The sequence below is a fragment of the Thermoactinomyces daqus genome (assembly GCF_000763315.1).
Lineage (GTDB): Bacteria > Bacillota > Bacilli > Thermoactinomycetales > Thermoactinomycetaceae > Thermoactinomyces_A > Thermoactinomyces_A daqus.
Map to the genome: position 1 here is coordinate 33,092 of NZ_JPST01000061.1, position 13,446 is coordinate 46,537.

General features: G+C 50.5%; 16 protein-coding genes. 3 read left to right on the plus strand and 13 right to left on the minus strand.

Annotated features, from left to right (window positions below; genetic code table 11):
* Positions 1–13: 13 nt before the first annotated feature.
* Positions 14–634, minus strand: a complete 621-nt coding sequence (locus tag JG50_RS0116865) for a YhbD family protein (RefSeq protein WP_033102275.1) — start codon at positions 632–634, stop codon at positions 14–16.
* 276 nt (positions 635–910) lie between these two features.
* Between JG50_RS0116865 and JG50_RS18455 the strand changes: the two genes are divergently transcribed.
* On the plus strand, positions 911–1,519 hold the full coding sequence (locus tag JG50_RS18455) for a diacylglycerol/lipid kinase family protein (protein ID WP_052154441.1): 609 nt from the start codon (positions 911–913) through the stop codon (positions 1,517–1,519).
* The gene (locus JG50_RS19125) at positions 1,480–1,830 is read left to right on the plus strand and encodes a diacylglycerol/lipid kinase family protein (RefSeq protein ID WP_052154442.1); all 351 of its coding nucleotides are present in this window, start codon (positions 1,480–1,482) and stop codon (positions 1,828–1,830) included. The genes JG50_RS18455 and JG50_RS19125 overlap by 40 nt, the downstream gene beginning before the upstream one ends.
* A 17-nt stretch (positions 1,831–1,847) precedes the next feature.
* On the opposite strand, the gene JG50_RS0116875 is transcribed toward JG50_RS19125, so the two are convergent.
* From JG50_RS0116875 to JG50_RS0116910, 8 genes are all read right to left on the minus strand, one after another.
* Entirely contained in the window at positions 1,848–2,294 is a 447-nt protein-coding gene (locus JG50_RS0116875; protein ID WP_033102276.1) for a threonine/serine exporter family protein, read from the minus strand.
* A 27-nt stretch (positions 2,295–2,321) separates the two neighbouring features.
* On the minus strand, positions 2,322–3,086 hold the full coding sequence (locus JG50_RS0116880; protein WP_033102277.1) for a threonine/serine exporter family protein: 765 nt from the start codon (positions 3,084–3,086) through the stop codon (positions 2,322–2,324).
* Between the two features lie 120 nt (positions 3,087–3,206).
* The gene (locus tag JG50_RS0116885) at positions 3,207–3,392 is read right to left on the minus strand and encodes a type Z 30S ribosomal protein S14 (RefSeq protein WP_033102278.1); all 186 of its coding nucleotides are present in this window, start codon (positions 3,390–3,392) and stop codon (positions 3,207–3,209) included.
* Positions 3,393–3,573: 181 nt separating this feature from the next.
* On the minus strand, positions 3,574–4,194 hold the full coding sequence (locus JG50_RS0116890; RefSeq protein WP_081944020.1) for a GNAT family N-acetyltransferase: 621 nt from the start codon (positions 4,192–4,194) through the stop codon (positions 3,574–3,576).
* Positions 4,187–4,843, minus strand: a complete 657-nt coding sequence (locus JG50_RS0116895; RefSeq protein ID WP_033102279.1) for a fumarylacetoacetate hydrolase family protein — start codon at positions 4,841–4,843, stop codon at positions 4,187–4,189. The genes JG50_RS0116890 and JG50_RS0116895 overlap by 8 nt, the downstream gene beginning before the upstream one ends.
* Before the next feature lie 99 nt (positions 4,844–4,942).
* Entirely contained in the window at positions 4,943–5,731 is a 789-nt protein-coding gene (locus tag JG50_RS0116900; protein WP_033102280.1) for an SDR family oxidoreductase, read from the minus strand.
* A gap of 60 nt (positions 5,732–5,791) precedes the next feature.
* Complete coding sequence (locus tag JG50_RS0116905; protein ID WP_033102281.1) at positions 5,792–7,093, minus strand: (Fe-S)-binding protein; 1,302 nt, start codon at positions 7,091–7,093, stop codon at positions 5,792–5,794.
* The gene (locus JG50_RS0116910) at positions 7,090–8,502 is read right to left on the minus strand and encodes an FAD-binding oxidoreductase (protein WP_033102282.1); all 1,413 of its coding nucleotides are present in this window, start codon (positions 8,500–8,502) and stop codon (positions 7,090–7,092) included. The genes JG50_RS0116905 and JG50_RS0116910 overlap by 4 nt, the downstream gene beginning before the upstream one ends.
* A 231-nt stretch (positions 8,503–8,733) precedes the next feature.
* On the opposite strand from JG50_RS0116910, the gene JG50_RS0116915 reads away from it, so the two are divergent.
* Positions 8,734–9,255, plus strand: a complete 522-nt coding sequence (locus JG50_RS0116915) for a DUF4309 domain-containing protein (RefSeq protein ID WP_033102283.1) — start codon at positions 8,734–8,736, stop codon at positions 9,253–9,255.
* A 130-nt stretch (positions 9,256–9,385) separates the two neighbouring features.
* Here the strand turns inward: JG50_RS0116915 and JG50_RS0116920 are convergent, their stop codons facing one another.
* Genes JG50_RS0116920 through JG50_RS0116935 form a run of 4 tightly spaced genes read right to left on the minus strand, consistent with a single transcriptional unit; the run spans position 9,386 to position 13,445 of the window.
* A complete protein-coding gene (locus JG50_RS0116920) occupies positions 9,386–10,747 on the minus strand; it encodes a DUF58 domain-containing protein (RefSeq protein WP_033102284.1) in 1,362 nt (453 codons plus the stop codon).
* Complete coding sequence (locus JG50_RS0116925) at positions 10,701–11,660, minus strand: AAA family ATPase (protein WP_309485183.1); 960 nt, start codon at positions 11,658–11,660, stop codon at positions 10,701–10,703. Before JG50_RS0116925 ends, JG50_RS0116920 begins: the two co-directional genes overlap by 47 nt.
* Positions 11,618–12,877, minus strand: a complete 1,260-nt coding sequence (locus JG50_RS0116930) for a DUF4350 domain-containing protein (protein WP_033102285.1) — start codon at positions 12,875–12,877, stop codon at positions 11,618–11,620. The genes JG50_RS0116925 and JG50_RS0116930 overlap by 43 nt, the downstream gene beginning before the upstream one ends.
* Positions 12,864–13,445 (minus strand): DUF4129 domain-containing protein, encoded by a 582-nt coding sequence (locus JG50_RS0116935; protein ID WP_033102286.1) that lies wholly within the window; start codon positions 13,443–13,445, stop codon positions 12,864–12,866. Before JG50_RS0116935 ends, JG50_RS0116930 begins: the two co-directional genes overlap by 14 nt.
* Position 13,446 lies beyond the last annotated feature (1 nt).

The following is a 13,446-nucleotide window of genomic DNA, read 5'->3' on the forward strand; positions in this document are numbered from 1 at the left end:
TGCATCCCCCGTTCTATTCCATCCTTAATCTCAATTCTTCCAAGAGATCAGCCAAACTCAAGCGCAGCAGAACATTCACTTCGGGATCAAAAAAGATCTCCGTTGCCCCCGCCAAAATAAACGCCGAAACCCCCATTTTGCGAATAAAAACGAGTTCTCCGTTTTTCCCTTTCAAGCCGCCGGCATGCAGAACCAAAGTTTTAAGCAGCAATTTCCCTTCTTCCAAGCTTATTTGCCCGCTTTGCAACGCCTTTTCCAGCACAAACAACTGAAAGATTTGATCAAAAGTGAAAACATTCTTCTCCCCGTTCTGCTCCGTAAAAATCCGGACAACCAACTCCGAAACAATGTTTCGTTTCAAACATTCTTCTTTTGACAGCGTAACTTGTTTAAGATCAGGCATAAAATGGCGGGCGATTTCATCCAGCGAAAGGTCATCCTTCATGCTTTTGATTTTGTTGATCCGCCCCAGGATCTTTTCACGTGGAAAAAATGTTTCCTGTCCGGTATAAGTAGATTTGCGGATAAACCAATCTTCCGGAATCAGATTTTTTCGTTTCCAACGGTATAGCTGGCCGTACGAAATCCCGGTCATCTCGAGCAGTTCCTTTTTGGAAATCAACTCTTGCTCCATCGCGAACACCCCCTCCGCTTTTATTGTAACATAACACTGTTACGTTAGAGAAGAGGTTTTTCATCTTTAAAAAACCTGATGCGGACGACGATAACCCTCTCGACAGGGGCTGCTCCACGATCCAGGCCCTTCATGAATCTGAAAAAAGTGAATCAGGAACAAAGCGTGACCGCCCTCGCAAGTGCAACCATTTTTTGCTATTCTGGAAGAAACCACGCTTGATTTACTAATCCGGACGGGGCTTTCCTTGGCGCCCGATTCTGATGGGGGATGCGAATGGACAAAATCATTTTCCTGGTAAATCCAAACGCCGGAAACAAAGAACTGATCACAAATGTCGATGCAGTATCCCGGCGCTTTCAAGAGATCGCCGATAAAATCGAGATTTGTCATACTTCCAGGCCGGGGGACAGTGCGAGAATTATCGGTGAACAGGGGGCATGTGCGGATCTCGTAATTGCTGTTGGCGGGGACGGAACCGTTCATGAATGCGTCAATGCGCTGGCAAAGTTAAGGAATCCGCCTTTATTCGCCATGCTGCCCGGCGGCACTTGCAACGACTTCGCCAGAACACTGGGCATCTCCCAGGACTACCGGGAAGCGGTTGAACAGATCATCCATTTAAAAGAGCGGAAAGTCGATATCGGAAAACACGGAGACCGCTATTTTCTCAACTTTTGGGGAATCGGACTCATCACGCAGGTCTCCGAAGAGATCCGCGGTGATTTAAAAGAGAAGTTTGGGCGCCTTTCCTACTATCTCAGCGCCGTGCAAACACTGAATCATCAGGAAGCGTTTAACTGGATATCGAAGCGGATACTGCCGCTTTTAAAGGAAAAGCAACGATGGTGCTGGTTGGAAACGGCTCTTTTATCGGAGGGGTAAATGCTTACTTCCCGCAGAGCAGCGTCACCGACGGCTGGCTCGATGTCCTGATTTTCAAGGAGGTTTCCTTCAGTTCTTTCTGGTCGATGCTCACATCTTACCTGACTTCGGAAGAGCCGGAAGGAAAAGATCTGGTTTATTTTCACGCCAAAAAAGTCCGTGTAAAAACGACTCCCCCATTGAAAGTGGACTGTGACGGCGAAAAAAACAGTTATACCCCTGTAACCCTCTCCATCTTGCCCGGCCATCTGCGGATGGTGGTCGGGGATGACAAGGCCCTGAATGAGCGAAAAGGGTACCAGGATCCGTAAACCGTTAAAAAGACACGTCACTTTTGCTTTGCAACCGGCCACCATTTATTGATCATAATCGGGATAATGGTTCCACCCAACCCAAGCCCGAACGCGATCGCTCCCGAGATCAAAAAGGTTTGCGACGCCGATTGAATCGCGGCAATGTAATTGCTTTCCACCAGTTGTCTCATGGTGTGATAGGCGATCCCCCCGGGCACAAGAGGAATAATCCCGGAAACATTAAAGGCGAGAACCGGCATCCGGTAAATCCGGGCGAGACATTGGCTGATCGCTGTTACCGCAAACGAGGCCACTACCGTGGCAAAAACCTGGGCCAAATGGTTCCGGCTCGATAATCCCATATAAAGCACCCAACCGATCGCCCCGATCAGCCCGCCGGGAACCAACGCTTTTTTAGGAGCATTGAAAAGGATGCCAAAGCCTGCTGAAGCCATGAAACTGACTAAGAACGCAACGATCATTCAACATATCCCTTCCTTTTTCACTGCTTACCAGACGGCAATCACCACTGCAATGCCGGTTCCGATCGCAAACGCGGTTAAAAAAGCTTCAGCTCCCCTCAGCATTCCCGAAGACAAATGGCCTTTCATGAGATCACTGACGGCATCGGTGATCAGCACCCCCGGAACAAAGGGCATGACCGAGCCGATGATAATGCGGTCAACCTCTTTTCCCAATCCGAACAAAACCGCCAGTTTCGCAACCACCCCAATGAGGCAGGACGCCAGAAGTTCGGAGAAAAATCGAACAGAAACAAATCGCTTTGAAAACAAAAAAAGAAAATAACCGAGTCCCCCATCGATAAAAGCCGGCAAAAAATCCTTCCAGCTCCCCTGAAACATCAGGGTAAAACAACCGCTCACCAACGCGGCTGCCGTGATTCTCATACCGGGCGGGTAGGGCGACGAATCCCGTTCCATCTGTTTCAATTTCTCTTTCGCTTCTTCCAATATACAAAATTCCCGGCTCACTTTTCGTGACAGATCGTTAACGAGGGTAACCCTGTGCAAATCGGTCGACCGTTTCGTTATCCGAACCAATTTGGTGTAATCCTCCGCTTGTCCCGGTTTCCTCATCGAAAGGATAATCACCGTTGGAGCCACAAAAACCTCAATCGATTCAATCCCGCCGCTCGATGCCAATCTTGCGATCGTATCTTCCACCCGATAGGTTTCCGCTCCGCTTTCCAGCAGCAACTTTCCCGCCAGCAAACAGATCTCCATCATTTCGCTTATGGAATGAGCGTGTTTCATTCGTAATCCCGCTTTCTCCCCTTTTGGTAGGATCGTTTTTCCGTTTATTGGAATCAAGTAAAGGCTCTTGCCTTGAAAGCAGGAGCCTTTCGCTCTTTTCCCGCATCCGGATCCGTTCCATCACCAACTGGCCTTTTTGACACCGGGAATTTGCCCTTTATAAGCCAATTCACGGAAGCAGATGCGGCAGAGCCCGAACTTGCGCAATACCGAATGCGGTCGTCCGCAACGTTTGCAACGCGTATAGGCGCGAACTTTGAATTTCGGTTGACGCTCGGACTTCACAATCATTGATTTTTTCGCCAACAGATTCCCTCCTTTTTTACGGAAATCAACGTGGTGATCCATCCGTATTTTGGAAAAGCCTTGTTTTATTATGTGATACAACCAAAAAATTAAAAGGAACCCTCTGTAAAAAGGCTCCTTTTAAAATATCCTCGCAGTTCAGCACTTCATCCCGTGCGCTGGGGATGGGCGCTTTCATCGATCACCTGCCATGAACCAGACTCAAAGCATAGCGCTTTTCCCGTTCCAGCAGCCCTTGTTTCACTTTTTCCCATTCCTGATTGGTAATTGAATACAACACGGCGTTTCGGATATATCCATTGTGTAGGATACGTTCATTGCGCAAAATGCCCTCTTTAACGGCACCCAGACGCTCGATCGCCGCTTGAGACCGCAGATTGCGCTCATCGGTCTTCAGCTGAACCCGGATCAATCCCAGTTCTTCAAAGCAAAATTGCAACAGCAAAAACTTGGCTTCGGAATTGACAAACGTTCTCTGATACTCCACTCCGTACCAAGTCGATCCCAGTTCGCAGCATCGTTGCTTTCCGTTCATGTTAAAAAGCCTGGTCGCTCCGGCCAGCTGGTTTGTATCCTTGATGATGACGACAAACGGTAAGGCCGTCTTTTCCAGGCGCAGTCGGATCGCTTCTGCCACCCAGTCTTCCATCTCTTTTTCCGTCCTTATCTCGGTCAGCGTATAGGTCCAGATCGACGGGTCGTTGATTTTGAAAAGCGGCTTTACATGCTCGAATTCCATCGGGACAAGCCGGATTCTTTTCCCTTCCAAAACAGGCGGATTTTCAAAGAGTGTGTCATTCATATTGTACGGCCCCTTCTATTCTTTCAGATAGGTGAATCGAACAATGTCCGAGGATCTCCCCGTCCCACTTCAGTTGCAACTCATCCCCGTTTTTAACTGCTCCCACGCCGGCCGGGGTTCCCGTATAGATGAGATCGCCGGGCCCGATGCCGAAATGGTCGGCGCAAAATGAAATGATTGTATCCAGGTCGAAAATCATGTCGCTGAGGCTGCCGCGCTGAACTTCTTCGCCATTTTTAATCAGGGAGAAAGAGCGGGCTTTGCACACTTCCGTCCCGGGAAATTCCCGAAACTCCGTGATGACGGCAGAGTTGGGAAATCCTTTGGCCAGAAGCCAGGGATGGCCTTTCTTTTTCAATTCGCTCTGTACATCGCGCAAGGTAAAATCGATGCCGAGGGCAAAACGATCCACCACATCCTCCGCTTTCATTCCCGTTTCGTACGGTTTGGCGATCTGAATGACAAACTCTGTTTCATAATGAATTTCCCCGCGGTCACCGGGCAAATCGATCACCTGCCCCCGGGCTTGGATAAGCGCATGAGTCGGTTTGGAAAAAATCATCGGAGATTTGGGAACCTCATTGCCCAGTTCCGCTGCATGCAAAACATAATTGCGGCCAACACAGTAAATATTGCGAATCGATTCCATTACCGGGACCTCTTTTCTTCTGTCATCTTTATTAAAAAAAGCAGGACTTCCCGCTTCATCTATTTTGATCAAGCGGGAAGGGTTTTCACTCAGTGTTGCTTAAAGCGCTTTGACCATTCCGCCGTCAACGAGCAGAGCCTGGCCGGTAATATAGGTATTGGCGAAGGAACCGAGGAAAGCTACGGCCCTGCCGAATTCTTCAGGCAGTCCATACCGGCCGAGCGGGATTTGTCCGCTCATTTCCGCTTTCACTTCGTCAACGGATTTCCCGCTTGCTTCGGCTTTGGCCTGATCCAATTCGGCTACGCGGTCTGTGGCGATCCGTCCGGGAGCAACTGTATTGACCAAAATTTGATCCTTGGCCAGTTCCACCGACAAACTCTTCGTCAGGGCATTTACCCCGGCACGGATCGTATTGGACAAAATCAGCCCCTGGATCGGCTGTTTGATGGAGGTCGAAGTGATCGTAACAATCCTTCCGCCTCCCTTGGCCCGCATATAAGGCAAGCTGGTCCGAATGAGCCGGATCGCGCTGAGCAAATTGAGTTCAAATGCCCCCATCCATGCCTCATCGGCAAAGTCGTCAAACGTCCCTCCCGGAGGACCACCGGCATTGGTCACAAGCACATCCAGACCGTTTCCGGCCTCCGCTGCCGTCTTCACCGCCCGCTCGATATCTTCTTCCCGCGTCACATCCATTTGTACTACAGTCACTTTTTGCCCTGTCGCCAATTCAATTTCCCCCGCCGCCCGCTTCAGTTCTTCCAGGTTGCGGCTCGCGATGGTCACCTTGGCACCTTCCCGCGCAAACTCAAGTGCACTTGCCTTCCCCAGTCCTTTGCTTGCTGCTGTAACCAGAACTGATTTTCCCTTTAATCCCAAATCCATTGCTTCATTCCTCCTTCTCTTTCTAATCATAGAATGAAAAGTTATCTTCCTGCCACTCACTTATTCCCCCGTGCAGGCTTCATGGAGCAAGTCGGCGAGATGGACTGCTTTCATCCGGTTTTCCAAACCGGCCCTCCTGATCCCCAGACGCATCTGCAGCAAACAACCCGGATTGGAAGTGACCAAAATCTCCGCATCGGTTTCTCTGACCGCCTCCATTTTCCGGTCGAGCACCTTCATGGAAGTCTCATATTGGATCAAATTGTAAATACCGGCTGAACCGCAACATTCCCCGGCTCCGCATAGTTCAACCACTTCGGCCCCCGGAAGGGAGTGAAGTAACTTTCGGGGAGCGGAAATAACATTTTGTACATTTCTGAGATGGCAGGAGTCCTGATAGGTAATACGACAGGAAATCTTCTTCTTAAAGGGGAGCGGCCCGCATTCCTCCAACAGCGTACTGAGATCCCGGCACTTTGCGGCAAAGGCCTGCGCTCTTTTCGCCCATTCCGGCTCATCCGACAGCAAGTGGTGATACTCGGCCAGCATTGCTCCGCATCCTCCCGCATTGGTAACCACCCAATCGGCACCGGACCTTTCAAACGCTTCGATGTTGCGTTTGGCCAGCTTCTTGGCCTGACTGATTTTACCTGCATGAGCATGAAGCGCCCCGCAACAGGTTTGACCTTTGGGCAGAATGGTTTCGCATCCGACTGCGGCTAACAATTCGATACTCTTTCGGTTCGTCTCAAAAAAGAGCGAGTCCATGATACAACCCGTAAAAAAAGCAACACGGGCTTTTTTCCCCTTGCGTGGAGCGAGCCTCTCTTTCCTTCCAAAAAAAGAGAGAGGAAAGGGGGCCGCAGGCAACGCCGCAGCAAACTCCCCCAAATGGTATGGCAAGAACCGGCTGAACCCCAAGACTTCAACCAATCTGGCAAACCCCGTCTTTTGGTAAAACCACAGTATCCCACTCAGTGCTTTTAAACGGCCGGGATATGGAAACAACCACTGAAAAATGAGTTTCTCCAACCAGCGGAACAGCGGCGTTTCCGCTTTTTTCTCCTGTTTGGCCCCGTGAATCGCCTGTTTGGCGCCTTCCAAAATTACGCCGTACTTCACTTCCGCCGGACAGGCCACTTCGCAGACACGACAGCCCAGACACAGGTCAATCGGCCCGGCCAGATGCTGCAACACATCGATTTTCCCCTCCGCCGCCGCTTTTACCAAGGCGATCCTGCCGCGGGGTGAGGCTGATTCTTTTTCCAACACCTTGTATGTCGGGCAAACCGGAAGGCAATACCCGCACTTGACACACTTGAATGTCTCATCATGAGGAAGGAGCTTTTGCCATTCATTCACTCGGTCAACACCACCCGCGTTTGACCCGGCTGCGGAAAGATTTTAAACGGATTCAAAATATTGTTCGGATCCCATGCCTGTTTGATGCGGCGCATCATATCCAGACCGGCGGAACCGAGCTCCATCTCCATAAAGGCAGGCTTCATGGTTCCGATGCCGTGCTCTCCCGACAAGGTTCCGCCCAATTCCACCGCGGCTTTGAAAATCTCTGCAACAGCTTCTTCAACCCGCTTCATCTCATCCCGATCCCTGCTGTCGGCAATAATATTGGGATGCAAATTTCCATCTCCCGCATGCCCGAACACGACCAGATGGAGCTGGTACTTTTCCCTGATTTGCCTGAGCCGCTCCAGCATCTCCGGAATTTTGCTGCGCGGCACCGTCGCATCCTCGGAGATTTTCGTCGGTTTTACCTGACTGATTGCCGGAGATACCAGCTTTCTCGCTTTCCAAAGTTCCGCCCGTTCCGCTTCATCCGCGGCCAGCCGCACCTCCCTGGCTGCATATTGCCGGCAAATTTGCGCTGCTTTTCGGATTTCCTCGTCAACCGCCGCCGGGTGCCCGTCCACTTCCAGCAGAAGAATTGCTGCTGCATCAAGCGGCAACCCCGACGGTTGATAGTTTTCCACGGCCCGGATCGAGGCTTGATCCATCATCTCCAGCTTTGCCGGAAGGATGCCGTTTTTCAGGATACCGCTGATGGCCCGCCCGGAATCGACAATCTCATCAAAAATGGCCATCAGCGCTTTACGGGCCGGAGGTTTGGGAATAAGGCGGAGAACCGCTTTGGTAATGATGCCGAGCGTTCCTTCCGAACCGACGATCAAGGAGGTGAGATCATATCCGGTTACATTTTTGACCGTCATCCCTCCGGTGCGGATGATCTCTCCCTGCGGGGTAACCACTTCCAGCCCGATAACATAATGCTTGGTCACCCCGTATTTGAGCCCGTGGGGGCCCCCGGAATTTTCGGCCAGGTTCCCACCGATTGTCGAAACGTTGGAACTGCTGGGGTCGGGCGGGTAGAAGAGCCCTGCTTTCTCCGCTTCCCTTTGCAGTTCTGCCGTCGTAATCCCCGGCTCGACGAAGGCGATTAAATTGTCCCGGTCAATCCTGAGCAATTTATTCATCCGCGTCATCGCCAGGACGATCCCGCCGGCCACGGGAAGAGGGCCGCCGCTGAGGGAAGTCCCTCCTCCCCTCGGCGTCACGGGAATTTGTTCCCGGTTGGCCAGCTTCATAATTTCCGCGATTTCCGTCGCGCTTTGTGGAAAGACGACAACATCCGGAAGATAGGTTCCAAAAGACGCATCAAACGCATAGGTGTAACGCTCATCGAGCGAAAGCAAAACTCGCTCCTCATCCGTGATGCGAATCAGCTCCTTTACAATACTTGGATCCAACCCCATCTCCTCTCCCCTCCTTCCTGCTTCCACCAAACGAAGAACCTGCCGCTTCACCCAGGCCAAAATCCTTCCACACTTGTCATATAATCAGATGTCTATTTAGTAATTTTCTATTAATAAAGCGATAATCCTATCTGTTTTTAATATTTTTTGTCCTCCGCTCAATTAAAATAGAAGTAATTTCCCCATTCGTTACGAATATATATTTGAACAGCATTAAAAGGAGGAAGTTGCATGAACAGGCTGATAAAGCTGATTTTACTCTCCGTTTTTGTAACCGGAACCATTTTCATGACCTCCATTGCCGGCGCTCATGCTGCAACAGGGGCACAAATGAAAGCCTTGTCGGAAAGCCCGAAACAGGTTGTCGCCAAAACGGTTAAGCTGGCTTCTCACGGAAAAACCATCAACAGTGAAAGATTTGGCATCGGTTCAAAAGGAACTTGCATTCAAAAGGTTTGGGGACAGCCTGATCAAGGCTCAGATGAAGCATATCTTTACTACAATGATCGAAAAATATCTTTTCAACTCGAAAACAACCGGGTCACCTGGATTACTTCTTTTGATCAAAGACTGGAGAACATCACGGTCACCGACGTAGAAGAAACAGCCGGAAAACCTGAGCAGGTCGTTTACGGGGAGGACGGGATTTACTTTCAATACAAAGAAGGAAAATATCAACTTGAATTCGTATTTTATTATGATGAAAACAATAAACCCGGAACATTCAAAGAAATTTACGTTCATAAAAAATAAATGATGTTGGCCAAACCGCCCCATTGGAAAACCGGGCGGTTTTTGTCTACGAGAGCCATACTCCGCTTCCGATTTCGATTGCCGTTAACGGAAAAGCCCATTCCCGCAAAATCGGGAACAGGCTTTTGTTTTACGTCCAAATGCGACGGCGAATGTCGAGAAAAGAATAAATGACGCTGCTTGCCAATCGCTCCGGTTCAACATCGAGGGCAATCACTTTCTTATGATTCCATCGTGTGAGCGCCTTTTTCCGTTCGGACATGAGTTCCTCCACGGCAATTTGCCGGTAGACATCCAGTTCATGAATCGGTTCTTTTTGCAAAATCTCGGTCCACTTCGGTTCCTGCATCGAAACAGTCAAAACGAGGTGGCGTTTTTTCGCCAGGGTTACCATGCGGTACAACGAATCGGCAAAAGCAACGTTTGCCGCATCGGTAAACAACGTGACCAAGGTCTGCTTTTTCAGGAAAGGGGCGGCCGCCTCCCATGCAGCCAAGTAATCCGACTCGACATCATCCGGCGCTAAATCATAGACGCCTTCAATGATTTTATTGAGATAGGCCATCCCTTTTCCCGGCGGAATCATCCGCAACATCCGGTTTGAAAAAGCGATCACACTCACTTGCTCCCCCCGGTCCAGGGCAATCGCCGCGTAGCCCAAAGCAGCTTCCAAAGCGCGATCCAAACGGGATTCCCCGTCATTCTGCACCCCCATCAACCGTCCGCAGTCGATAAAAATCGCAACCTGTTGCCCTGTTTCCGGCTGATAGACATTACTGACCAGTTTGCCGCGCCGGGCCGTGCCCATCCAGTTGATTTGGCGCGGATCATCATCCGGACGGTATTCCCGGATATGGGAAAACTCCTGTCCCCGGCCAAAAACCCGCGCAATCGGCTGCCCTTCAGAGGCGGGCATGCTCCGGTAGAATCCCTGTTTTACCCGGCGAACCGGTTCCAAACGGGGATAAACATCGACGGCCAGCCGCGCCGGAATCCGCTCTTCATAATGAAACAACTTCCATTTGCTTTCCATGCGCACATGCAAATCGTGAAAGAAATGCTTTCCCCGGCGATGTGGCCAGACCGTATAAACAATCGCCTGTTCTGTCTCTCTTTTCCACTCGATTTGAAATGTCCGCTGATTGACCGAAAACCCATGGGGGAAATCATCCCGCACCCACATCGTTCCGACCGCGGGAGCTGAAGCATGGAGCGACAGGCGGATCTGATTCTCTTCTCCGAGTTCAAACAGAGCCTTTGCTTCCCGTTCCCCCCCGAACTTCGGCATTTTCCTTAATTGGAGCAATTCGATCGCCACCAGCCCGAGCAGGATTCCGTTTGAAAGGAGGAAAAACAGACCGCCAAGCCCCCACCAAGCACCAAATCCGGTGATCAAAACACTGAAAAAAACCAGCCGCAGAAAGCGGGGGGCCGGGATGACCGCTCTACCTTGGAACCATTGAAGCTTCCATAATTTCTGCCAAAACATCATCCGCTTTCCATCCCTCCAGTTCCCCCTCAGGATATAAAAGGATGCGATGCCTGAGCGCCGGTTTGATCAATCTCTTTACGTCGTCCGGTGTCACAAAGGTCCGTCCGCTCATCGCAGCTTCCGCCTTGCTGAGGGACAGAATGGCTAGGCCCGCACGCGGACTGGCCCCCAGCATCACTTTGGGATGTCGGCGGGTGGCGCGCAACATTTGCAACAAATATTGAACGACCGAAGGATCAACAGATATTTGCTCCAAGTCATTACGTATCGCCAATATCTCTTCCATCCCGACGATCGGTTTCAAGGTTATTTCTTCTCTTCCCCCGATCCGGTGGCCGGCGAGCAACTGCTCCTCCTCCTTTTCCTCCGGATAATCGACAACCAGCTTGACGGCAAAGCGATCCAACTGCGCCTCGGGCAAGGAATACGTACCTTCATATTCAATCGGATTTTGTGTTGCGGCGACAAAAAAGAGTGGAGATAAGGTGTAAGTCTCCCCGTCAATTGTGATTTGTTTTTCTTCCATCGCTTCCAACAGGGCCGATTGCGTTTTCGGCGGTGTACGGTTAATTTCATCAGCAATCAGGATATCGGCAAAAATCGGGCCCTTCCGAAACGTAAACTTTCCCGATTGCATATCATACACTTTGGTTCCGGTCACATCGGAGGGCATCAGATCCGAAGTAAACTGCAGACGGGAACAGGAACAGTCGACGATTCGGGCCAGCGTCCGGACGAGCAACGTTTTTCCGAGTCCCGGAACTCCTTCCAAGAGGACATGTCCCCCGACCAAAAAGCTGGCCCACAGAAAACGGATATTCTCTTCCTGTCCGAGCACAACCTGATTGATGGCTTGCATCGCCTGTTCGCTCACCTTTTGGATGCGGTCAACGTTGATGACGTAACTCCCCACTGCTCAATCTCCTTTCTCAATTTCCGTAATGTCCGACTCCACTCCACAAAAATGTAGGAGGTCAGTTTTCGGTCTGCATCGGCTGCATCCTGAATCAGGCGGGCAATGTTTTCATAGTTTCGACGAAATTCCGATCCCATCGCGACTTCCAGCTGATGCAGCAACTCCGCTTCCGATTCATGCCCCCGCATCCGCAGTTTTTGCAATATCGCCAAATGCAACTGCTCCTTCATAAAAAGCAGTGCTTCCATTCTCAGATTGGAACGGCGATACAATCTGGACATTGCATCAATATATTCCATCGAATCGCGTTTTTCGACCACTTGTTCCATTCGCGGAGAAGCAAATCGTTTTCCGCGGGCAAACAGCCATAAAAGTGTCAGCAAAACGATCTGCACCAGCACAAATCCGCCGTTGATCCCCAATGCGGCCAAAAAAGTGACTGCCGACGGCTCCGGGATCCCTTCATCCTGAATCGGAGGCAGCTCGTCCGTTTCCGTGGAGGGTGCTTCACCTTGTCCCAGCAAGGAGTGACTCGTTTCATCAAACCAAACCGCCTTCTGAAAGGGATTGGATACCATCCACAGCAACAGGGCAATGTGATCGGCCTTATCAATATTTTTATTTGCGATTATCGAGGGGTCCGGGACATAAACAATCCGCCCCTGACCTGACTGTTTATACCCAACCAACAGATGGTTTTGATCATCCTTCAGAACCGGAATAATTCCTTGTCTGGGAGCAATGCACGTGGCACTTTTCCAGCTCAGAAATTGAACTTCGTCCAGCCATTCCTGATGAAATTGCGGTTTTACCCTGACATACTCCTCACCGAATCGGCAGGATTGCCCCGAGAACCGGAAAGCTTTGCTCCAATCCGAATCAGGAGCAGACCATAACACCACCTGGTTTCCCCGGCTCACCCAGTTCAGCAATGCGCGGAGGCGCTCCGGATTCGGTTTATTTGTTTGCGGATTGACAAACATCAACGTATTTCCGGAACCGGAGGGCAGGTTATTTTCGGTTTCCAGCGGTTTCGCCGGAACACCCCGTTCAGACAAAAACTCCGACAATGCTTTTACCCCTGTCGGTTCCGGGTTTTGCGAAGACCAAGGAACTTTTTCCGCGACATTCGACCACTCAAGCCAGATCAGACCGGCGAGGAAGCAGGCAATGATGGCCAAGACGATTCCAATCCCGATTTTATTCTTCCGCATCTTTGTTCCCACTCTCTGCAAACTTCATCGCACCTTCTAAATAGCGCTCATATTCAGCCGGTTCAATCCGCATGTGTCCATACCAGATTTCATCAAACCGCTGGCTCAGCCGGCAAAAAAGAGACGCTTTTTCCGGCCACGTTTGACTGATCTGATCCCGTTGTTCCCCATTGGTCTGACCGGGGAGTTCTTCCAATTTCCGCCGTTTATATGTATAAAACAACACATAATGATATAACGCGCGAACAGCGAAACGGTAATCGCCCAGACCGGAATAACGCTCTGCTTTTTCAAGCCAAGGGATCTCCTGTTCCGGAGTTTCTTCATGGACCGGTCCTTTTTTCACCCGCTTCATCCAATAGCGGAGCAAAATCCATCCAATACCGAGAACCAGACAACAGAGGAAGAGAATGAAAATTCCCAGCATCGTGTCTTCCAGCAAAGACGAATTCATCCAGCCGGGAAGGTGAAATTGCGGCAAAGTCGTGGTTTGCCTGCCGTATTCGGGCTTTGCCAAAATCTCTTCCAATTGCCGGTGGGCCTTCTCAAAATCTGCAGCGATAAACACT

Excerpts from the sequence above, each read along its gene's own strand:
- JG50_RS0116865 (WP_033102275.1), bottom strand. The coding sequence starts at position 634 with ATGGAGCAAGAGTTGATTTCCAAAAAGGAACTGCTCGAGATGACCGGG.
- JG50_RS18455 (WP_052154441.1), top strand. The coding sequence starts at position 911 with ATGGACAAAATCATTTTCCTGGTAAATCCAAACGCCGGAAACAAAGAA.
- JG50_RS19125 (WP_052154442.1), top strand. The coding sequence starts at position 1,480 with ATGGTGCTGGTTGGAAACGGCTCTTTTATCGGAGGGGTAAATGCTTAC.
- JG50_RS0116875 (WP_033102276.1), bottom strand. The coding sequence starts at position 2,294 with ATGATCGTTGCGTTCTTAGTCAGTTTCATGGCTTCAGCAGGCTTTGGC.
- JG50_RS0116880 (WP_033102277.1), bottom strand. The coding sequence starts at position 3,086 with ATGAAACACGCTCATTCCATAAGCGAAATGATGGAGATCTGTTTGCTG.
- JG50_RS0116890 (WP_081944020.1), bottom strand. The coding sequence starts at position 4,194 with ATGAATGACACACTCTTTGAAAATCCGCCTGTTTTGGAAGGGAAAAGA.
- JG50_RS0116895 (WP_033102279.1), bottom strand. The coding sequence starts at position 4,843 with ATGGAATCGATTCGCAATATTTACTGTGTTGGCCGCAATTATGTTTTG.
- JG50_RS0116900 (WP_033102280.1), bottom strand. The coding sequence starts at position 5,731 with ATGGATTTGGGATTAAAGGGAAAATCAGTTCTGGTTACAGCAGCAAGC.
- JG50_RS0116910 (WP_033102282.1), bottom strand. The coding sequence starts at position 8,502 with ATGGGGTTGGATCCAAGTATTGTAAAGGAGCTGATTCGCATCACGGAT.
- JG50_RS0116915 (WP_033102283.1), top strand. The coding sequence starts at position 8,734 with ATGAACAGGCTGATAAAGCTGATTTTACTCTCCGTTTTTGTAACCGGA.
- JG50_RS0116920 (WP_033102284.1), bottom strand. The coding sequence starts at position 10,747 with ATGATGTTTTGGCAGAAATTATGGAAGCTTCAATGGTTCCAAGGTAGA.
- JG50_RS0116930 (WP_033102285.1), bottom strand. The coding sequence starts at position 12,877 with ATGCGGAAGAATAAAATCGGGATTGGAATCGTCTTGGCCATCATTGCC.